Source organism: Schaalia sp. Marseille-Q2122 (assembly GCF_903645355.1).
In the GTDB taxonomy this organism is placed as follows: domain Bacteria; phylum Actinomycetota; class Actinomycetes; order Actinomycetales; family Actinomycetaceae; genus Pauljensenia.
This window is the reverse complement of sequence record NZ_CAHJXR010000006.1, coordinates 145,538-165,520: the sequence shown is the minus strand read 5'-3', so window position 1 is coordinate 165,520 and position 19,983 is coordinate 145,538. Positions and strand designations below refer to the sequence as shown.

Sequence of the window (19,983 nt, the reverse complement as noted above, 5' to 3'; positions counted from 1 at the left end):
GAAGGAATGGATTTCCGTCGAAAATAGTGTCCAACAGGTCAGGATTTCTCGCGTTCAGCCCGCCACTTTTCAAACTCCGCAGCCGTCGCATACGAGGTCTGCGTCCCATGGCCCGTCACCGAATGAGCCGCATACGCATTCGCCGTCCGCAACGACTCCTCAATGCTGCGCCCATCGGTCACGCAATGAGCAAAGCAGCCAATAAAGGCATCTCCCGCGCCCACAGTGTCCACAGCATCCACACTCAACTGCGGCACGTGCAACTCCTCGCCATGCGAACCCAGCCACAGCACGCCGCGCTCACCCATGGTGACGATGACATTGCCACATCCTGAAGCCAGCAGGGTGCGGGCGGCCTCGCGAATCTCATCAAGGTTGCTTACCGGCATGTCGGTGAGCAGAGCAAGCTCGGTTTCATTGGGCATGAAGTATTCACAGCGGGCCACCCACTCCACTTCGAGTTCTTTCGTTGCGGGGGCGGGATTCAGCAGTACGGGCACGTTCAGTCGATTGCCCAGGGCAATAGCTGCGCGAACAGTGTCGAGGTGAATCTCTAATTGCAGAACAATCAGTTCGCAGCGGGCAATATCCTCTGCGGCGGCTTCAAGATCGTCGGGGGTGAGGGCGTTGTTTGCGCCCTTGACGATAATCACAGAATTGCGAGCCTCGGGATCAACAAAGATAGGAGCCACGCCGGAGGCGCCGGGCACCTGCTTGACGTAGCGGGTGTCAATGCCGTTATCGCGATAGTTCTGCATGGTGGAGTTGGCAAAGAGGTCATCTCCTACGCAGGTCACCATGAGGATTGAGGAGCCCAGGCGGGCGGCGGCAACCGCCTGGTTGGATCCTTTTCCACCAAAGCCGAGGCGGAAGTCGGGGGCCTCAATGGTTTCGCCTTCTTCGGGCATGCGGGTGATGTAGGTGATGAGGTCAATGTTGTTTGAGCCGATGACTGCGATGTCCACGGTCGGTCTCCTTGTAGCGTTTCGATTCATGCTCCGCGCACTCCGGTGTGCGCGTCATGGTGTGACAAGGACAGTACTACAGGGAAGGGGGTGCGCGCTTTACGTTGGGCCTGCGGACCGGGGAAGAGGAGGGCTGCGAGAAGTGTTGTGTGTGGGCAGTCCCTTGGTTGAGTGCGAGGTTGGGCGGCAGGAATTGTGGCCGAATGAGGGGTGGTGGGCAGGTGCGTGTTGACGGGGAATCGCTCGCTATTTTCGGAGGTGCGGTACTCGTACTCGTGTCCTCTGCTTCAACCGATGTTCTCTGTTTGCGCCGGGGCTTTCTTGTTGCACTGGTAGCGCCGGGTTGCACTGGTAGCGCCGGGCCCGGCGCAACGCGATCGACCAGGCGCAGTCAGTGCAACCAGGAGTAACTGGTGCAGGCGGCGCCCGAAGCAACTGGGAGTAACTGGTGCAGGTTGCGCCCGAAGCGACTGGGAGTAACTGGTGCAGGTGGCGCCCGAAGCAACTGGGAGTAAATGGTGCAGGTTGCGCCCGAAGTAGACAGGCGCCACCCCGTGCAACCACAGGCGCCTAGTGCTGTGAGGGGATTGTGCTGTGCTTGGGCGCCTGCCTGGTGGTGTGGCTGGGTGTCCTGCTGGGGAGAGTGGTTGGGGGTGTTATCTGCCTTTGAGTTCTTCGGCGGTGTCGGTCAGGTAGCCCTTGGCTTTGCGGACTTCGAAAGGTTGGGAGGTTTCGCGGGTGGTGAGGGCGTTGTTGAGGGTGATGATCTGCCCGGTGGTGGGGTGGGTGATGTGGGCGCTCCAGATGGTTTCTAGGGTGATGGTTTGGGTGGGGAAGGGCTGGTGGTAGATGTGGCGTAGGCGGCTGATGGGGAAGGGGCCTGATGGGTCGGTGGTCACCAGTGGGGCTGAGCCGTCGTTGAAGGTGTAGGTGTAGGAGGAGGCGGTGAAGGTGATGTGGATGGGGTGGCTGAGGAGTTCCACGGTTGTTTCGCGTGTGGGGTGGGTGGCGTGGACGAGGGTGGGGACGCCGACGTAGGCGCGGATGTGGGGTTGGACTTTCAGGCCTGCGCCTTCGATTTTTGTCAGGGCGAGGGCCCGGTAGGCGAGTTCTCCTGCGGGGAGGGTGTTGATGGTTTCTTCAGCTGGTGGGGTCTCGGGGTAGCAGGCAAGGGGGGTGCGAGGGATGTTGGCGAAGAAGCCATCGCAGGATTGGGCGGGCGTGGCCTGAGGATCAACACCCCACCCCTGCCATAACTGTCCAGGCACAGGAGGCTCAACAGGCGCAGGAGTAATCACATCCTCTAAGAGTGTGGCGAGGGTGTCGGGGGCTGCGACATCGGCTTGAAAAGTGAAGTCGTTAGTCTCGGGTGGGGGGTTAGTGAGGTCAGTTGTTAAAGGAAGCGAAGTGCTGAAACTCAGCGCAATAAGACAAGACGCTGAAGTGATGATCATTCCTGTGGCCTTCCTAAAGCTGCATACACCTTCCAGTTAGTGCCATCGTGACCTACTCGGACTGCGAAGCGGGTCCGTTGATGAGGGATCTCTTCTATTGAAGTTCCGTTGTAGGAGATGCTCGGGTTTTGATTAAGTTCCATGACAACATCCCAATGGCCGGGCTCTTCTGGTGTAGGTACGGCTTCGGCTGTGTGAGTGATAGCAACGCTCACCCCACTTCCCCAGCCGCCCGCTTCGCTTCGCCGATCGGATGCGTCGGCAATGTGAGCGCACCAGGCGCATTCGGGGCCGGAAATGCTGCGAAGGAGTTCGGTGTTGCCGGTTTGCCAGGTGTATTCGACGACGTGGATGAAGTATTGGGCGAAGGCTTTGGCGCCGTTCTTGTCGGGGGCTTGAGCAAGGTCGGATGGGGTGGGGGCCTCGTAGGTCTTATCTGCGTCAGGATTGATGAGTTTGCCGTCGGCACCCACCTCGAAGCCTGCTGACATGGCGGTGTCGGTTTTGCGGGTGGGAGTTGATTGGCTGAAGTCCCATCCTGGGTAGGCCTCGGACATGCTCATGACTTCGGGTTCGGGGGTGCAAGAACTCAAGGAGAGGGAGGCGGTTAGGAGGGCTGTGGCGAGTGTGAGAGTTTTCTTTGATGAGTTCAACCAGTTCATGTGTGTCACGCTACAGCCTTGCCTGGTGGTTGTGGTGGCGATTGGGAAAACTGTGGATAACTCGCGCCATTGTCCATGTGTATCCCAGGTGTTTCTCATGGTTCTTTCAGCGGGCGGTGGCTGTGGGGCGAGAGCGCGGTGGAGCTGTGGGCGGTGCCTGTATGTGGGGCTGCGGGTCTGGACCTCGTCGGGTGGATGAGGTGGCGGGCGTGTGTCTGCTGCGTGCGAAGGCTAGGGGTGTCACTGGTGTTGTCTTGTTGCACTGCTGGCGCTGGGTTGCACTGGTAGCGCCGGGCCCGGCGCAACACGATCGACCAGGCGCAACCAGTGCAACCAGGAGTAACTGGTGCAGGCGAGGCGCGCTGCAACCAAGAGTGTGCGGAGCGACCAAGAGTGTGCAGTACAACCAAGAGCGTGCAGTGCAACCAGGAGTAACTGGTGCAGGCGGCGCCCGAAGCAGAAAGGCGCCACCCAGTGCAACCACAGGCACTCTAGTGCCGTAAGGGGATTGGGCTGCGAGTGGGGATGGGGTGGGAATGCTGGGTGTATTGAGCGGTGGCGCTGTGGGCGGTGCCTGTATGTGGGGCAAGCCAGGGTGTCATGCGGAATAGGGCTACGACTGGGTGCAGGTCTGGCATAGCAAAACCGCGCGGTCCCGAGTGTGGGATCGCGCGGTTTCACATGGCGGAGCTGGCGGGATTTGAACCCGCGAGGGGCGAACACCCCAACCTCCTTAGCAGGGAGGCGCACTAGGCCACTATGCGACAGCTCCAGTGACGACCACTTTAGCGGGCTGGGCGCATGAAGAGGAAATCCGTGGGATTGCCTCATGCATTCAGTCGCAAAATAGTCGCTTGGCGGAGGGCGAGGGATTCGAACCCCCGGTGCCATTGCTGACACAGTGGTTTTCAAGACCACCACCTTCGGCCGCTCGGTCAGCCCTCCAGCGGGATTAAGTGTACCTTACTGGCGTGCGATCGTTTCCCACAGGGCAAAATCTGGTTGAAGGTCACAACCTGTGAGGGGATGTGTGCGCCATGATGTGGCGCGAATCCGGCGAAGCGCCGAATATTAGTGTGTATCCACACTGTTCGCAGGGTATTTTGTACCCTGTGAGCACTGCTTTTGATCCATGTGGTCAAAATGTTCAAGTGGTGTGACCAGTGGCCGACGCCTTCGGGCACGGTCTTTTTCTCTGCAAACACGGTCAATCATGTCCAACGGAGGTCACATGCGACGCCCCGGCAGTCCCTTCCCCCCATTGAGTCGAACAGTACGCGGTTATGCAGCCTGTGGCGCAGTCCTCGCGCTCAGCCTGTCTTCTGTGCCAGCGTGGGCCACTGACGCACCTGATGATGCTGATACTGCATCAGTACCCGCTTCTTCCGCTCCCGCACAATCAGGAAACGACGGGCAAGAGGGCACTAAAGAGTCCGATACTGCCCCTGCAAGCGGGGAGGGCTCTACTGAAACCCCGCAAACAGAAACAGCTACGGCAGGGGAAAACGCCAACTCGGCCCCTGCATCCGGTGACTCATCTTCCGAGGATGCCACCGACGTTGCCCCGCTTCCTGTGAATGCTGCCGCAATCACGCCGATTCCAGCTATCCAGACGCCAGGTGAAGCTGACGATTCAGCGCTGATCAATACGAGCGTCACCACGACCGGTGTTGTGACAGCCGCATTCCCCGCTGGCGAAGGCGGGCTGACCCCCACCATTGAGGGCTTCTACATCCAGACCCCGGGAACCGGAGGCGCATGGGACCCTGCCCGCGCGGCCTCGGACGCCATCTTCGTTTACGTTGGCAAGAAGAAGATGGAAATCCCCCAGGTCGGCCAGTGCGTGACGGTGAAAGGTAAGGTTGCCGAGTACGTCAGGCTCCCCAAGAAGAACGGGAAGCCGCAGAAGGTTCTTCCTACCCACCAGAGCCTCACTCAGCTTATTTCTCCGAAGGTCACCGTCGAGTCTGCCTGCGACCCCGTCACGCCCACTCCGCTGACGGGAGTGCCCACAGAGGCCCAGAAGGAAGCTCTTGAGGGCATGCTTGTCGCACCCCAGGGCACATGGACCATCACCGATAACTACAAGGTTCATCAAGAGGGCACGCTGACCCTCCCCCCCGGCACGGAGCCGCTCAAGCAGGCCACCGACGTCGTTGCCCCCGGCGATGAGGCCCGCCAGTACGAGGCCGAAAACGCCGCAAAGACGATCGTCCTCGATGACGGCACGACGACCTACCTGCAGAGCAAGAAGGCCCAAGAGGCTGCCTACGCCTACCTGTCGAACGAGGTTCCCGCCCGCGTCGGCTACCACGTTCAGTTCACAAAGCCCGTTCTGTTGGATTCGCGCGATAACGGTTTCGCTTTCCAGCCAACTCAGATGGTTGCCGGCCATCCCGACCGTTCGCCCGTCACCATCAGTGGTGAGCGTCCCGCAGTACCCGTCGTTGAGGGTGCTGTGAAGGTGGCGACCTTCAATGTGCTCAACTACTTCATTCACTTGGGCGAGGATGAGAAGGGATGCAAGGCGCACGAGGACCGCGAAGGCAACGGCCTGACCGCGAAGGAATGCACGGTTCGCGGCGCGTACTCGAAGGCTGCTTTTAAAAACCAGCAGACCAAGATTGTTCAGGCCATTAGCGCTCTCAAGGCTGATGTTGTCGCCCTTGAAGAAATCGAAAACGGTGCCAAGCTGGGTGCCGACCGCGACGGCGCTCTGAAAGCCCTGGTTGCCGCTCTCAACGAGGCCGCAGGTGCCGAGGTGTGGGCGCCGGTTCTGAGCCCCGCTACTGTCCCCGCTCATGAAGACTTCATCCGCGTGGCGTTCATTTACAAGAAGGCTGCCGTCAGCCCGGTGGGCGAGTCGAAGATTCTCGATCACGATATCTTCACCAATCTTGCCCGCCAACCTCTAGCCCAGGAGTTTGCTCCTGTCGTCACCGACGCACAAGAGGGCACGAACTTCGTGGTGATCGTCAACCACTTCAAGTCCAAGGGCAGTGTGTCCAATGTTCCCGGCATGAACAATAAGGACGCCGGTGACGGCCAGGGAAACAACAATCCCCTGCGTGTCGAACAGGCCAAGGCCCTTGCTGCCTTCGCTGAACAATTTGCCAGCAAGCCGACCCTGCTGGTGGGCGATTTCAACTCCTACTCCAAGGAAGATCCCATCCGTGTCCTGACCGAGGCCGGATGGGTGCACAAGTCGGGTGAGACCTCAGCCTCCTACGTCTACGGTGGTCGTGTGGGCTCCTTGGATCACGTTCTGGCTAATGCTGCCGCTGACAAGCTGGTGGCGGGCGTGGCCTCGTGGGCGTTGAATGCGCAAGAGGCGGTGGCGCTCGAATACTCGCGTGCGAATACGAACGCGCATCTGACATTCGAGGCCGACAACCCCTACCGTTCCTCCGATCACAACCCTGAGATTGTGGGATTGAATGTTGTGAAGGACAAGCAGGTTCAGCCGCAACCGCAACCCCAACCTCAGCCGCAACCCCAGCCTCAGCCGCAACCCCAGCCTCAGCCTCAGCCGGACCAGTCCCAGAAGGATAAGAATCCTTCTGTCACGCCCGGTACTGACGCAGGCAAGAAGTCTGACGCAGGGGCGAAGGCCTCAGGCAAGCCAGGGAAGAAGGGTAGCAATGGCAAACTCGCAGCAACCGGTGCCACCGGTGTGAGCATTGCCCTCGCTGCGGCTGCTCTGACTGCTGCGGCGGGTGTGAGCCTCGTCCTGCGTCGACGCGCCTGAAGCGCCACGTTCTGACGCTTACGCTCACTGCAGCCCCTGCTTTCCTCGCCCATGTGGCGCAGGAGTGCAGGGGCTGCAGCTATAGGAGGAAAGTAAGCGGAACGCTGCCGGTCACTCTGAGCGTTCAGTGAGATGCAGAACACGGGGTGGGCGTGCCACACTTAACCTATGCATGAAAGAGCTGGAACCCGCGCCCTGCCCGAAGACCTCATTGACGTCAACGCCGTCGTCAACGCCTATTACGAACGTGAGCCTGACCCGACCAATCCCGACCAGCGCGTCGTCTTTGGCACTTCCGGTCACCGCGGCTCATCCTTGGACTCGGCATTCAATGAGGCCCACATTGTGGCCACCACGAAAGCCATCGTCGAATACCGCGCCTCCCAAGGCATTGACGGCCCCCTGTTTATCGGCCGTGACACCCATGCCCTCTCTGAACCGGCATGGCGTTCCGCTATTGAAGTCCTCACCGCCGCCGGCGTGCAGGTGAAGGTCGCTGCCCGCGCCTACACCCCCCCCCCCGCCGTATCGGTGGCGATCCTGTGCGCGAATGGCGCTCCCCATAATCTACGCACCGAGGGCCCAGGCTTGGCTGACGGTATTGTCGTCACCCCCTCTCACAACCCTCCCCGTGACGGTGGTTTCAAGTACAACCCGCCTCATGGTGGCCCCGCTGATTCGGACGCCACCAGTTGGATTGCTGCTCGTGCTAATGAAATCCTCGAATCGGGCTGGCGCGAGGTGCCTCGCACGATTGGCGCCGACCTACTCTCTCACCCCTGTGTGGAGAACTACGACTTCCTGTCGAACTACGTTGATCAGCTTGCCGATGTCATTGACATTGATGCGATTCGCGAGGCCGGAGTGCGTATCGGCGCTGATCCTCTGGGTGGCGCTGCCGTTGACTACTGGGCGGCAATTGCCGAACGTTACGACCTGGATCTGACGGTCGTGAACCCCACTGTCGATCCCGCATGGCCCTTTATGACCCTCGACTGGGATGGCAAGATCCGCATGGACTGCTCCTCGCCCTACGCGATGGCCTCCCTGCGTCAGATTATGACCCCCGACGAGGACGGCAACACGCCTTACGACATTGCCACCGGTAATGATGCTGACTCTGATCGTCACGGTATTGTCACCGCTGATGGTCTGATGAACCCCAACCACTACCTGGCTGTGGCCATCGAGTACCTCTTCACTCACCGCCCGAATTGGCCGGCCACCGCTGCTGTGGGCAAGACCCTGGTGTCGTCGGCATTGATTGACCGCGTGGTGGAGTCCATGGGCCGCGAGCTGGTAGAGGTTCCCGTGGGCTTTAAGTATTTTGTGCCGGGTCTGCTGTCGGGCACTGTCGGTTTTGGCGGCGAGGAATCCGCTGGCGCATCCTTCCTGCGTAAGGATGGCAGCGTGTGGTCTACCGATAAGGACGGCATTATCCTGGCCCTCCTGGCTGCGGAGATCACTGCGGTGACGGGCAAGACCCCCTCCCAGCTGCACCAGGAGCAGGTGGAGCGTTTCGGGGCGTCGGTCTACGCCCGTATTGATGCTGCCGCCAACCGTGAGGAAAAGGCGAAGCTGGCGGCCCTGTCCCCTGAGGACGTGACGGCAACCGAGCTTGCTGGCGATCCCATTACCGCGAAGCTTGTGCGCGCTCCGGGCAATGATGCGGCCATTGGCGGCCTGAAGGTCACCACTGAAACAGCATGGTTTGCTGCTCGCCCCTCAGGCACGGAGGATGTCTACAAGATCTATGCCGAATCCTTCCAAGGCCCTGAACATCTGGCTGAGGTGCAAGAGGCTGCGAAGAAACTTGTGGCTGACGCGCTGAGCTGAGTGTCGGTTCCTGCGCGAACTCTGCGCTGACTGACGGTTCTTGCGGGAACCGTGCGCTGTGCACCAGCCCCCGCCGCTGAAAAGCGGCGGGGGCTGGTGCTTTCCCTCGGCGGGGGCCAGTGTGTTCCCTCGGCGGGGGCCAGTGTGTTCCCGCGTACGCCGCGCGGACTGTTCTGTCATAAAGGTGGTGGGACCTGCGCGAAGTGTCTATCTTTGGACTTGTGAAAATTCTGCGGCCTGAGCCCCTTCCCTTCCCGCGTCTGCTCTTTTTGGTCCTTGCCTTTATGAGCGTGATGGCCGGGCTGAATGCCGCATTAGTACGTGCAGGCGCTCTGGCCCCTGTCCCCAATCCTGATCTTGGTAGCATCCACGGCGCCCTCATGATCTATGGCTTCCTTGGCACAGCGATTGGGCTTGAGCGTGCGGTGTCTCTTCAGGCGGATCAACGCCGTGTGTGGCCCTATGTTGCGCCCCTGCTGGCAGGTCTTGGGGGGCTCAGTGCCATTGCCTTGGCTGTATCCCCTGGCCTGGCCGCAACCCTCACCTCGTCCCTCACAGGCGCTGGCCTCACCACCCGCATTATTCCCGGCTCACTGTGGCTGGCATCCATGCTGGTCCTGCTAGCGATCTACCTGTACATTGCGCTGCGCCGTCAGCCCTCAATGAGCGCCCTCATCCAGATTCTGAGCGCTTTTGTCGGGGCCTCCGGTATTGCCTTGTGGATGCGTGGCTATGAGGTCTCGGCGATCGTCCCCTGGTGGCTGATGTTTCTGGTGCTCACGATCGTGTCTGAACGTCTTGAACTGGCCCGCATTACCTTCGCGGGAGCAGGAGTGGAGTTCCGGGTTCTTCTGGAATCCGCTGCCCTCGTTGCTGCCCTGGCGCTGTCACTCCTTGCCCCCACGGTGGGGATGGTGCTTGTGGGCGTGGCCCTAGCGGCGCTGGTGGTTGATGTTGCTTGGCATGATGTGGCTCGTCGCTTGGTGGGTTCTGCAGGTATCCCCGGTTTTGCGGCGACCTGCATGCTTGGCGGCTACCTGTGGGCGCTGCTGTCTGCTGGCCTGTGGGTCTTTACGGGCGCGACCTCGGGTTACGCCTATGACATTGCTGTTCATGCGCTGACGATTGGTTTCACCCTGTCGATGATTGTTGCTCACGCGCCGGTGATTATCCCTGCTGTCATTCGCCGTGAGGTCCCCTACCACCGTTTGATGTGGGTGGCGTGGGCGTTGATCCAGGTTGCCCTTCTTGCGCGCGTCACGGGTGGCGGTCGCAGTGTGGAAGCACTGTGGCGTTTCGGGGCGGCTTTGGGGGTCGTGGCTTTCCTTGTGTTTGTCGTGGTGACGGCGACATTGACGATTCGTCAGGCGCGGCGTCGTACCCGCCAGTGGCGCCAGTATGAAGCGGCTGGCGCGGGGGAGGCAGGCACATGAGCATCCCCATCAGTCTTGGCCCCCCGCCTCAGGGGTCCCACGGGAGTTCCTCGGATTCACCCGCTCCGCTGCCCGGCGCGGGTTTGGCTCGCCCGCGTGCGCGCCGCGACGTGGTGAGCCCTGTGTGGATCGCGGTGTCTGTGGTTGCTGCCGTCATGACCCTGGTGTTCCGCCAGTACATGCCCCAGCCCCTGTGGACGATGGTTCATGTCATCACCTTGGGAGTCTTGACGAACGCGATCCTGCATTGGACGTGGTTCTTTGCCAAGGCTCTGCTGCGTTTGACTCCTGAGCATCGGGGGCCGTCAAGGGATACGGTGATCCGCCTGCTGGCCGTCAATGCGGCGTTCATTGCGCTGGTGGCGGGCATGTGGTCGGGTTCGATGGCGCTCATTTTGGGTGGGACGCTGACCTATGCGCTGATGATTGCCTGGCATGGCGTGGCCCTGGCTTTCGCTGCCCGCACCCTGCTGGCAAGCCGGTTTGCGGTGGTGATCCGCTATTACATTGCGGCGGCGGCGTTCTTCGTGTTGGCGGCGTTTTTCGCGGCTTTGGTGGCGACGACGATGTTCGTTGTGGAGCTGCCCGCGTGGTTTGTCGAGGCTCGCGACGCGCTGACGATCGCGCATATGAGTGCTGCCGTTTTTGGCTGGGTTGGGTTGACGATCGCGGGGACGTTGGTGACCTTGTGGCCGACGATGCTGCGCACGCGGATGGCGCCTCAGGCGGTGGAGTTGGCGATGCAGGCTCTGCCTGTGTGGAGTGTGGGGACGCTGGTGTGTGTCGCGGGTGCGCTTATTCCTGATGGGCGTGTGGCTGCCCGCGTCGTGGGTGTGGGGGCCGCTGTCATTGCTGTGGCTGGGGCCGCTGGTGTGGGCGTCGGCGTGTGGCGGAGCCTACGTCCGGGGGCCGCGTCGGGTTCTGCGGCGGGATCTGCATCTGGATCTGCGTCGCTACCGTCACGCTCAGCTGCCCGACCTTCGGCACCCTCGGCGCCGACGCTTCGGGAGTATCCGGCTTTAGGGGCGGCCTTGGCTCTCCTGTGGCTGGTCGCAGGGGTGGCGGCCTTTGCGCTGGTGGCATTGCAGGCGCAGGATCTGATGGCGATGCGCGCGCAGAGTTTGACGTGGCTGCCACTCATTGGCGCCGGCGGCCTCGTCCAGTTGATGCTCGCAGCGCTGAGCTACCTCACTCCCGTGGCGACGGGTGGCGGACCGCGTGCGTTGAAGATCGGTGTGCGCGCGGTGAATTCTCACGCTACGCTGCGCCTCGCTGTGCGTCACTTGGCGTTGATTGTGCTTGCCGTTCAGGCGATTGACGAGGTTCTCGCCGCCGGTTCCTTCGGCCCGGTAGCTTCCGTGTGGGTTGTGGATCCTCTTGTTCAGGCGCGCGTCACCACGGCCTTGTGGATCGTTGTAGTGATGTCGGTAGCCATTGACCTGGCAAATCTTGGCCGAGCACTTATTCTTCAACGACGAGAGGCGCGGTCGTTTGAGACTGGGCGTCCCCTGAGGTCACAGAAGGCTGCGACGTCACCAACCCCAGCGCCAGAAACCCCAGCACCAGAAATCTCAGTGCCGGTAAGCCCAGCGCCACCAGCCCCGACATCAACGACGACGACGCCGTCGACAACGAAGCCCTCGTCGACACGATCATCCGTACCGCCGCCCTCATCCTCGTCCCTCTCACCCTCTTCTCTTCCTCTTTCCGCCCCGCCGCCGACCCAGGAGACCCCGATGAGCGCTGACACCGCCCCCGACACTCAGCTTTCCCGCGCCAGCGCCCTCGTGATGGCCCTGGTCAGCGTGGTTGCGGTGGTCCTGGCTATTATCCTCACCGGCCCTGTTCCCTCCGCCCCCACCGCTTCCGGCACAACACCAGGGGGCCACGCGCAGGCAGGCGCTGGCGCCGGGGCGGCCTCGCAAGCCGTGACTCCCACAGGCGAAACCACCCACGTGGAAGTCTCGATCCAGGGTATGGCTTTCGTCCCCGCCCAGGTCGAGGTGCCAGCCGGGAATGCCCTGCACATCACGGTGCGCAACGAGGGCGACCAGCGCCACGATCTTGTTTTTGCCAATGGAGCGACCACCGGCCAGATTTCCCCAGGGGCAAGCGTTGAACTCACCCTTGACCCTCTGGGCGCGGACCTCCAAGGATGGTGTTCTCTCCCCGGCCACCGGGCGGCAGGCATGACCTTCGATGTGATCGTCACGGGGGCAGCGGCTACTGGCTCCTCTTCACAAACTCCGCCATCGGCTGACACTCACGCACACGGGCATGCGCACGGGGCGGTGGCCTCGTCAGCGGGCGTGCCCACCATGCACGAACTCCTTGAGTACAACAAAACCATCACCCCCTACCCGGCTGCTCTCGCGCCCGCGCCCGCCGCGAAAACCCACCACATTACCTTGCGCGCTTCCGAACACATGGAGCTGCTCGCCCCCGGTGTTGAGCGCGCCGTGTGGAGCTTCAACGGCATCACCCCCGGCCCTCTCCTACGTGGCAAGGTGGGCGATACTTTCCACATCACCCTCATTAATGACGGCACGATGGGTCACTCCATTGACTTCCACGCTGGGGATATCGCCCCCGACCAGGTGATGCGCACGATCGAGCCGGGCGAAAGCCTTGAGTACGTCTTTGAAGCTAAGCGGGCGGGCATCTGGATGTACCACTGCTCCACCGCCCCCATGTCGCTTCACATTGCTACCGGCATGCACGGTGCGGTCATTATCGACCCCACCGACCTGGATCCCGTGGACCGCGAATATGCCCTCGTCGCCAGCGAACTTTATCTCGGCGGCGAGGGCGGCGTCGCCAACGCAGAAAAACTCGCTGCGCTCGCCCCGGACCTGGCGACCTTCAATGGCCGCCCCTTCCAGTACACGGCCCACCCCCTAGAGGCCAAGGTGGGGGAGACCGTGCGCATCTGGGTGCTGAATGCCGGCCCGAATATCACCACCGCTTTCCATATCGTCGGCACGCAATTCGACACCGTGTGGGCCGAGGGAGACTACCTTATTCGAGGACGAGGCGCGGGCGGCGGAGGGTCGCAGGTGTTACCACTCGTTGCGGCTGAGGGCGGTTTCGTTGAGTTCACGCCGACGGAGCCGGGGACCTACACCTTCGTTAACCACGTGATGAGCGTGGCAGAAAAGGGCGCCCACGGGGTGTTGAAGGTGAGCGAGTAAAAGCGCAGCCGAAGGTGACCGATTCCGCCAATTTACGCCTATAAGTGGGCATTGAAGGCGAGTACGATAGACCTTCGTGCTCGCAAACTACGCAGAAGTCCTCACACTCCCCGGCGCGTGGCGTTTCTCGCTGGCCGGAGCGATTCTGCGTATGCCCATGTCGATGGTGGGTATCTCTATGATCCTCACCGTCAAAGCCGCCTACGGGAACTACACGCTGGCGGGTCTGGTTGTTGCCGTCAGCATTGTGGGAACCTCCGTGTGCGCCCCCATCCTTGCCCGCATGGTCGACCGTTACGGTCAACGCACGGTCATGCTGCCCTCCCTGGTGGTGTGCGCCGTGTCCTTGGCCGTGTTTTCGGCGGCGAGCATGTGGTCAGCGCCCGTGTGGGTGGTGTTCGTGGCTTCCGCAGTGGCGGGTGCAACCTGGGGAGCGCCCGGCGCCCTCGTGCGTTCCCGCTGGTCAACAGTGGTGGAAGAGCCGCGCCAACTGACCGCCGCCTACGCCCTTGAGGCAGCCGTTGACGAATTCGTGTTCGTGGTCGGCCCGATTGTGGCGACCACGGTGGCTACCGCCCTGCACCCGGCAACGGGCCTGATCCTGTCGATCTTCTTCATCGCCGTCGGCTCCTTGGGGTTCTTTTCGCAGATGGAAACCGAACCGCCTGTGGTGCAGGTTGACCGCGCGCAGCGGGCAGGGACGGTCATCACCCACCCTGTGGTCATTGGCCTTGCCCTGACCTACGTGGGGGCGGGAGCCATGTTTGGCGCGACGGATGTCGCCGTCGTTGCTTTCACGGAAGAGCATATGCAGCCCGCGTTGGCTGGGGTGCTGCTGGGGATTTTTGCCTTTGGCTCTCTGGTGGCCGCGTTGATTTATGGGGCGCGCACCTGGCGTCAGCCCCTGTGGAAGCTCTTCAGCGTGGGGATCGTGGCCTTGGCTTTGGGGACGTCCAGCTTCTTGCTGGCCACGAATGTGTGGGTGCTTGGCCTGGCGATGCTCATCACTGGCCTGACGATTGCGCCGACCATGACCAATGTCAACATGATTATTGCCAAGGTTGTGCCTTCGGGGCAGCTCACTGAGGGGTTGACCTGGATGAGTACCGCGATGAATATTGGCGTGTCGCTGGGGTCAATGCTGTCGGGGCGTTCGGTGGATGTCACCGGTGCTGAGGGTGGATTCTGGGTGGTCATGGCTTTCGCTTGGGTGATGGTGCTGCTCATGGTGGTGGGCCTGCCGAGCTTGCGTCGCCATACGGAGCGGGCGGAGAGGCCTCGCCATTTACCGGAGGTTTCGTCGGGGGAGGATGCTGTCGGGGGCGCTGGTGAGATTACTGGCGGGGGCCTTTATGAGGCTCAAGCGGTGCCCGGGTGTGTGGATCTGAGGCACAATTAAGGGGATGCCTGTCACCTGTGACGGCCTGTGAGTGAAGAAATGCGGAAGGGAACGACGTGGCTCGATTGGAGTTTTTAATCGATGACGTCTCCCCTTCCTTCCTTCTGACCTCGGTTAATGCGATGGGTGAGCGTTTCAATACCTCCCTTGCCCGCATCCTTCAGCGCCTTGGTTATGATCCGGGCATTGTCGGTTTTGGCGGTTATGCTTCGCGTGGGCGGGTCCGCGTGTTGGGCCGCGTCATTATGGCTCGCACTCACGATCAGCGCAGTTGGCTGAGTGCGCGTCGCGGCTGGCGGCAGTTTTTTGACGCTCAGGTGCCGCGCGAGCCGGTGGTGGTGACTGTCGGTGGCGCGCGCGTGGTGACGGTTGCGGATCGGGGTGGCTACGTTGACCTCGTTTGTGAAGGGCATGGTTTGACGCCCGGTTGGCATACGGCGTGGATTCAACCCCTGTCGCGGGTGCAGGTGCGTGAGTGCCCTGCGTTGGCCTCTCTTCCTTTCGCGGTGTCTGCCGTTTCTGCTGACGAGGCCACCGCCGCTGGGGCCTCGTCGGCCGCTGAGCCTCCCGCGTGGGTGGAGATTGACGGCGTGCGTATTGATGCGGGGCGCGCGGTGCCGGTGGCGGTGCGCGTTGTGGGTGATGGTGAACGCTGCGGGGTTGTATCGGATATTGATGACACGGTGATCGTGTCGATGGTGCCCAGGCCTTTCGTGGCGGCCCGCCATGCGTTGGTGGATCGGGTGGCCGCCCGCGAGGCGGTGCCGGGCATGGCACAGTTGTTGACCTACTTGACCGAGCGTGCGGCTGAGCGTGCCCAGGAGCCCGTTGAGGGCGTGCCCGCGCCGACGGTGTATGTGTCGACGGGCGCGTGGAATGTGGTGCCGACGGTGCGTGAGTTCATGGGCCGGGTGCAGTTTCCTCGCGGCGCGTATTTGATGACGGATTTTGGGCCGTCAAATACGGGGTGGTTCCGTTCTGGTCGGGAGCATAAGCGTCGGTCTTTGCGGCGTTTAGCTGAGGATTTTCCCCATATGCGGTGGCTGTTGGTGGGGGATGATGGGCAGCGTGACCCGGAGATTTATGCCGAGTTCGCCCGCGAGTTCCCGGAGCATGTGGCGGGTATCGCCCTTCGTTCTCTGTCTAGCCGTGAGCAGTTCCTTGCTCATGGGACCTTGTCGTCACTGTTCCCTGATGCCCTGCGTGATGTGCCTGAGGGGATTCCGGTGTGGTTTGGTGAGGACGGTTTTAAGCTGCTGGAGCAGGTGCAGGCTGCGGAGTAGTTGCGTGCGCGGGCGCATTCGCGGTGGTGTCTTTTGAATGACTCAGAGACTCTCGCGCTACTCTAACACTGTTACAGTAGCGTGAGAGTAGCTGTGATAGCTCCACACTTTTCTGCAGTATCTCGCGGTTTTAGGGCTGTTCCTACTGTAACGCCCAAGTGTTACAGCTCGTTAGAGTAGAGGCGATAGCAGCGATCTAGCTACGACTCTCAGTACCAGAAATTAACCACACGGCTCGCGGATCGGTGGGACTCTTTCCCACCCTCTCGACGATGCCGTGATCCCGCAAAGCGTTGAGACTACGAAGCGCGGTCGGGCGCGCGATCCCCAAGCGATCAGTAATATCCCCTGTCCCAAGGGCACCCGCGTGACGCAAGAGCATGACAATCTCACCAGCTTGCGGTGGGAGTTGACGAAGAAGATCCTCTGAAAGGCGTGCGCTGGCGTCCATAACGACGCGCACACCCCCAGCGTTCTGACGGAAATGCGGGTCGTTGAGGCCAGCGTGACGCATGTCGTAGACCATGCGCCGGATGCCCTCACCAAGCTCCTGGGTGATATTGAAATCCGCAAGAACGCGCGCAATGCGAGGGTTGCGAGCATAGCGGACGATGTCGAGCGGACTATCAACGTTCTGCGGGTTAATAAGCCCGGGGAAACGCCCCGGGCTAGAGACCTCAATACGGTGAGGGAAGATGGAGACGCGAATGTGATCCCCGGCGGCGGAGTAGGAGCGGTGGGTCACGGCGTTGACCACGGCCTCTTGCCACACGCTCTGCGGAATTGACGGCACGCTCGGCCCGAAGGTGCCGTCGGCGTTGAGCACTTGACGGCGGGGCATCCATTGATCGATGAGGGCCAAGGCCTTGCGGAGTTGGTAGACCAGGGGGCCTTCAATGCGTATATCGCCATTAGCAGCGAGGTTTTGCCTTTCCCCATATCCAGGGTCGTCCTCCAGGTAGCGCAGCACGCGAATATGAGCCTGTGGGAAGAGGGCTTCAGGGTGCTGTCCAAAGAGGAGCGCGCCAGCGATAGTCAGTGCACCATCTCGGGTGATGAGTCCTCGTGTTCGCAGGAGGCCCTCAGCATCGTGATGGGAGCCGATTCGCGCGCGAAACTCTTCGAGGAGCTCTGGGTTAAGATCCGCAATGTCGAGGTCGACGCGCTCGGCCTCGTAAGCTTGGGGAGAGCGTTCGTAGAACAGTTCCTCCCACTGGCTTTGGGTGAGTTTGATAGTGGAATCCCCGGCGCGAAGGAAACCCTTCCCATCTGAGGTTTTATGGGCGGAGTTGCTCGGTGGAATGGTGAAAATCAGAAGGGTGGAGCTTTCGCCGTCCTCAGTGAGGACAGGAAGTTCGTGAATCTCAGTGAAAAGCGGTGGTGCGATCCTGTTGAGAGGGACTTGACGCAGGGCGTTGATCTTGTCGGTGCTGTGAGTGGACTTTTCGATGCGGCGCTCGCGGATGCCGATCACCAGGGTGCCACCTTCGGCGTTGGCCATGCCAACGATTGCTTTGGCAACAGCTTTGGGGTCAACGGCGAAGGCTTTGCGCTCGAACCATTGGTTTTCCTGCGCGGCGCAGAGTGCTGGGCCGCGTTCTTCCAGAGGAAGCGACAGTATCTGCGGAATCTCATCACGAGCCATAGCTCTACTGTAACACCGTTACAGTAGCGTGAGAGTAGTCGTGACAGCCTCCCGCTTTTCCTTAGTATTTCGCGGTTTGAGGGCTGTTCCTACTGTAACGCTCAAGTGTTACAGCTCGTTAGAGTAGACCTGACAGAGCCCGCATCGCCCCTGTCGCCTCCAATGCTGAGCCACTAGGCTGGAGCTATGACAGTGCTCAAAGATCGCGCGCTTGCTTGCCTCTCCGCTGTGGCCCTGGGCGATGCCCTGGGAATGCCCACGCAATCCCTCTCCCCCGATGTCATTGTCCAGACTTACGGGCCGGTCATGGGTCTACTAGCGGGCGCTGATATTCAGCCCTACGCGCCGGGCATGCCTGCCGGGTCGGTCACGGATGACACCGAGCAAGCCCTCATCGTCGCCGACCTGCTGATTGGCGGGGGCGGGCATATCAGCCCGGAGGCTCTCGCCCATTCCCTGCTCGCATGGGAGAGCCAAATGATTGAGCGCGGCTCCCATGACCTGCTGGGCCCTTCCACAAAAGCCGCCCTCGAACAGGTGCGCGCCGGGGCCGACCCACGCACGACGGGGACTTCGGGCACCACCAATGGTGCGGCCATGCGCGTCGCCCCCGTCGGTATCGCCTGGGATACGAGCGACACCGATGCCCTCCTTGACGCGGTCTACGAGTCCTGCCTCGTCACGCACAACACTCGCCAAGGCTTCGAGGGGGCGGCGATCGTCGCCCTCGCCGTGAGTGCCCTCCTTGACGGTCAGACGTTGCCCGACGCCCTGTACTGGGCGGTTGACGAGGTCGACGCCGCCCAGTCCATTAACCCACGCGGCGAGTGGGCCGAGGGCGCCTCGGTCCTTACCCGCGCACGCTGGGCACTGAGTTTGGTGATGGCGGCACGTAACTCCTCAATGCAGGAGGTGCAGGTCATTATGAGCGCCTTGCGTGATCTGATCGGCACCTCGGTGGCGACAGCTGAGGCCGTACCCTGTGCGCTGGCCCTGGCATCTTTCTATGCCGACCGCCCGCTTGATGGCTTGCTTGCGGCCGCGAATCTGGGCGGCGACACGGACACGATCGCCGCCATTGCGGGCGCCCTTCTGGGTGCAGCCAATGGCAGTGCCGCTTTGCCAGCGGACATGCTCGCCACAATTGCCGCCGTGAATGACCTTGATATTGAGGGCATTGTGGAGGGTTTGCTGGCGGTGCGTGAAGCCCACGGCCTGCCTGCGACCCTTGAGGCAGGAGTCGAGGAGGGGGGAGCTAGTCCGCAGGGGCGCTTCCACTACACGGGTCAGGTCATTGTTGACCTCACCATGACGGTGGATCACCTGCCTGAAAAGGGTGGTGACCTCTTTGCGACCTCTCATCAGATGTGTGTGGGTGGCGGTTTTAATGTCCTCTACGCCGCCCGCCAGATGGGCGCCGAGGTTATCCATCACGGTGCCCTCGGTGAGGGGCCGATGGCCGATGCCGCCCGCGCTGCCCTCGCCAGGCAGAAGGTCACTCACGCGGGGCCGAGCGTGTCGGGCATGGATACGGGCTACTGTGTGGCGCTCACGGAGCCGGATGCTGAGCGGAGTTTCGTGTCCACCGTTGGTGCGGAGGCGGCGGTGCCTGAGGGCGCCTGGGATGACATCACCTTCAGGGCTGGCGACGTGCTCCACCTGTGCGGATACTCCCTGTATCACCCGCGCACTCGCGTTGAGGTGGAGCGCCTCGTGCGCCGTCTTGGTGCATCGGAAGTCCGGCCGCGCGCCATCGTTTTTGATGTGGGTCCCATGATTGGCGAGGCTCCCGCCGACACCCTTGCGCTCATTGGGAGCGTGCGCCCATTGTGGTCAGTCAATGAGCGTGAGGCGCTCATTCTTGGCCACCGTCTTGTCGACGAGTGTTGGCAGACCCCCGGTGATCGTCGCGTCTTGCCGGAGGTTGCGGCCGCTGTTGAGAAGGCCGCTGCCGTTGGGGCGAGTGGGGAGTGGGACCGTGGGGGGCTGGCCTCGTTCCTGAGTCGCGCCTTGGGTGCGCCTGTCCTTCTTCGTGCGGGCAAACGAGGGGCGTGGTGGGCGCGAGAGGACGAGGCACTGGCAGTTCCAACGCCTGTCGTGGAGCCAGTGGATTCCAATGGTGCCGGTGATGCTCACGCGGGTGCGTTATGTGCGGCGCTGGCGATGGGGGAGAGCTGGGAGAGTGCGTTAGTGCTGGCGAATTGTGCCGGTGGATTGTCCACGCAGTTCTATGGTCCGGCCACCTGTCCTGCGCGTGAGGATGTGGAGGAGTGTGCGCGGGTAGTGATGGGGCGCTGAGGTGTTGCGAATGGGGTGGGCGGCATAAAGGCAGGTCACTGCCCGGACGGTGGAATGATCTGTGGTTCC

11 protein-coding genes and 2 tRNA genes are annotated in these 19,983 nt (G+C 61.8%); 7 read left to right on the top strand and 6 right to left on the bottom strand.

The window, feature by feature from the left end:
* Positions 1 to 38 precede the first annotated feature (38 nt).
* From rbsK to HWX48_RS08250, 5 genes are all read right to left on the bottom strand, one after another.
* Positions 39 to 965: a ribokinase gene (gene rbsK, locus HWX48_RS08270; protein WP_175956478.1), complete on the bottom strand. Its 927-nt coding sequence runs from the start codon at positions 963 to 965 to the stop codon at positions 39 to 41.
* A gap of 656 nt (positions 966 to 1,621) precedes the next feature.
* Positions 1,622 to 2,419: a hypothetical protein gene (locus tag HWX48_RS08265; RefSeq protein ID WP_175956476.1), complete on the bottom strand. Its 798-nt coding sequence runs from the start codon at positions 2,417 to 2,419 to the stop codon at positions 1,622 to 1,624.
* Positions 2,416 to 3,081 carry a DUF6318 family protein gene (locus HWX48_RS08260; protein WP_254873044.1) on the bottom strand — a complete coding sequence of 222 codons (666 nt, stop codon included), beginning with the start codon at positions 3,079 to 3,081 and terminating at the stop codon, positions 2,416 to 2,418. Before HWX48_RS08260 ends, HWX48_RS08265 begins: the two co-directional genes overlap by 4 nt.
* Positions 3,082 to 3,763: 682 nt before the next feature.
* Positions 3,764 to 3,853, bottom strand: a tRNA-Ser gene (locus tag HWX48_RS08255).
* 83 nt (positions 3,854 to 3,936) lie between these two features.
* A tRNA-Ser gene (locus tag HWX48_RS08250) sits at positions 3,937 to 4,026 on the bottom strand.
* Between the two features lie 286 nt (positions 4,027 to 4,312).
* On the opposite strand from HWX48_RS08250, the gene HWX48_RS08245 reads away from it, so the two are divergent.
* The 6 genes from HWX48_RS08245 (at position 4,313) to HWX48_RS08220 (ending at position 15,971) form a co-directional block, all read left to right on the top strand.
* On the top strand, positions 4,313 to 6,829 hold the full coding sequence (locus tag HWX48_RS08245; RefSeq protein ID WP_175956472.1) for an ExeM/NucH family extracellular endonuclease: 2,517 nt from the start codon (positions 4,313 to 4,315) through the stop codon (positions 6,827 to 6,829).
* Between the two features lie 168 nt (positions 6,830 to 6,997).
* On the top strand, positions 6,998 to 8,665 hold the full coding sequence (gene pgm, locus HWX48_RS08240) for a phosphoglucomutase (alpha-D-glucose-1,6-bisphosphate-dependent) (RefSeq protein ID WP_175956470.1): 1,668 nt from the start codon (positions 6,998 to 7,000) through the stop codon (positions 8,663 to 8,665).
* Positions 8,666 to 8,886: 221 nt separating this feature from the next.
* Complete coding sequence (locus HWX48_RS08235) at positions 8,887 to 10,098, top strand: hypothetical protein (RefSeq protein ID WP_217701613.1); 1,212 nt, start codon at positions 8,887 to 8,889, stop codon at positions 10,096 to 10,098.
* On the top strand, positions 10,095 to 13,289 hold the full coding sequence (locus tag HWX48_RS11265; RefSeq protein WP_254873029.1) for a multicopper oxidase domain-containing protein: 3,195 nt from the start codon (positions 10,095 to 10,097) through the stop codon (positions 13,287 to 13,289). The genes HWX48_RS08235 and HWX48_RS11265 overlap by 4 nt, the downstream gene beginning before the upstream one ends.
* A gap of 76 nt (positions 13,290 to 13,365) precedes the next feature.
* Positions 13,366 to 14,688 carry an MFS transporter gene (locus HWX48_RS08225; RefSeq protein WP_175956468.1) on the top strand — a complete coding sequence of 441 codons (1,323 nt, stop codon included), beginning with the start codon at positions 13,366 to 13,368 and terminating at the stop codon, positions 14,686 to 14,688.
* A 56-nt stretch (positions 14,689 to 14,744) separates the two neighbouring features.
* Positions 14,745 to 15,971 (top strand): App1 family protein, encoded by a 1,227-nt coding sequence (locus HWX48_RS08220; RefSeq protein ID WP_254873028.1) that lies wholly within the window; start codon positions 14,745 to 14,747, stop codon positions 15,969 to 15,971.
* Positions 15,972 to 16,167: 196 nt separating this feature from the next.
* Here the strand turns inward: HWX48_RS08220 and HWX48_RS08215 are convergent, their stop codons facing one another.
* Positions 16,168 to 17,616 carry an ATP-binding protein gene (locus HWX48_RS08215; protein ID WP_175956466.1) on the bottom strand — a complete coding sequence of 483 codons (1,449 nt, stop codon included), beginning with the start codon at positions 17,614 to 17,616 and terminating at the stop codon, positions 16,168 to 16,170.
* A 186-nt stretch (positions 17,617 to 17,802) separates the two neighbouring features.
* On the opposite strand from HWX48_RS08215, the gene HWX48_RS08210 reads away from it, so the two are divergent.
* The gene (locus HWX48_RS08210; protein ID WP_175956465.1) at positions 17,803 to 19,914 is read left to right on the top strand and encodes a PfkB family carbohydrate kinase; all 2,112 of its coding nucleotides are present in this window, start codon (positions 17,803 to 17,805) and stop codon (positions 19,912 to 19,914) included.
* Positions 19,915 to 19,983 lie beyond the last annotated feature (69 nt).

Bases quoted from the DNA above. Each gene is read 5' to 3' on its own strand.
- HWX48_RS08245 (WP_175956472.1), top strand. From the start codon at position 4,313: ATGCGACGCCCCGGCAGTCCCTTCCCCCCATTGAGTCGAACAGTACGC.
- HWX48_RS08210 (WP_175956465.1), top strand. From the start codon at position 17,803: ATGACAGTGCTCAAAGATCGCGCGCTTGCTTGCCTCTCCGCTGTGGCC.
- HWX48_RS08260 (WP_254873044.1), bottom strand. From the start codon at position 3,081: ATGAACTGGTTGAACTCATCAAAGAAAACTCTCACACTCGCCACAGCC.
- HWX48_RS08215 (WP_175956466.1), bottom strand. From the start codon at position 17,616: ATGGCTCGTGATGAGATTCCGCAGATACTGTCGCTTCCTCTGGAAGAA.
- HWX48_RS08265 (WP_175956476.1), bottom strand. From the start codon at position 2,419: ATGATCATCACTTCAGCGTCTTGTCTTATTGCGCTGAGTTTCAGCACT.
- HWX48_RS11265 (WP_254873029.1), top strand. From the start codon at position 10,095: ATGAGCATCCCCATCAGTCTTGGCCCCCCGCCTCAGGGGTCCCACGGG.
- pgm (WP_175956470.1), top strand. From the start codon at position 6,998: ATGCATGAAAGAGCTGGAACCCGCGCCCTGCCCGAAGACCTCATTGAC.